At 66.2% G+C, this 760-nt stretch carries 1 pseudogene; it reads left to right on the top strand.

What is annotated here, in order from left to right:
* Positions 1 to 199: 199 nt before the first annotated feature.
* Positions 200 to 760: pseudogene (locus tag JMF90_RS39085) on the top strand (type VI secretion system membrane subunit TssM); the annotation flags it as partial.

Here is a 760-nt window from a genome sequence, read left to right as displayed (position 1 = left end):
GATTTTTTCCGGCCGCCGCTTCCGTTTTAAATCTCACAGCGTCCTTTCGTTAATGCGCGCGCCTTCTCCGATGCCGCGGGCGCATTGATGCCAGCCTCCTTCACCCCGTTTGACAGCATGGCGACACATCGCGGCGCCACCCTTGCCGCTCGGCGCGCCTGCGTCGCCTCACCGAATCGCACCGGAACCTGAACGTCCTATGCAACGCATCCTCAACGTGCTGACTCATCCGCGTACGCTCTCGATCGTCGGGATCGTCGCGCTAGCGGCCATTCTGTTCATCGTCGCCGACATGCTGCAGCTGCCGCTCCTGTGGGCGGCGCTCGCGTTCGCGGCGGTCCTCGCGCTGTGGCTCGTCGTCGCGCTATGGCGCCGCTGGCGCGTGAAGCGCGCGAACCAGCAGCTCGGCCAGGTGCTGGAAGAGCAGGCGGAAACCGGCAAGATCGCCGCACCGGCCGCCGCCGCGCTCGCGCCGGACGCGAAGACGGCCGACCTCGACGTGCTGCGCACGCGCCTGTCGGATGCGGTGAAGACGATCAAGACGTCGAAGATCGGCCAGGTGTCGGGCGGCTCCGCGCTGTACGAACTGCCGTGGTACATCGTGATCGGCAACCCAGCCGCGGGCAAGAGCAGCGCCGTGCTCAATTCCGGCCTGCAGTTCCCATTCGCGGACAAGAACAGCGCCGTGATCCACGGCATCGGCGGCACGCGTAACTGCGACTGGTTCTTCACGACCGAAGGGATCCTGCTCGATACGGCC

The sequence above is a fragment of the Burkholderia sp. E168m23 genome (assembly GCF_016586125.1).
Taxonomy (GTDB): domain Bacteria; phylum Pseudomonadota; class Gammaproteobacteria; order Burkholderiales; family Burkholderiaceae; genus Burkholderia; species Burkholderia orbicola.
This window is presented reverse-complemented; position numbering and strand designations above follow the sequence as displayed.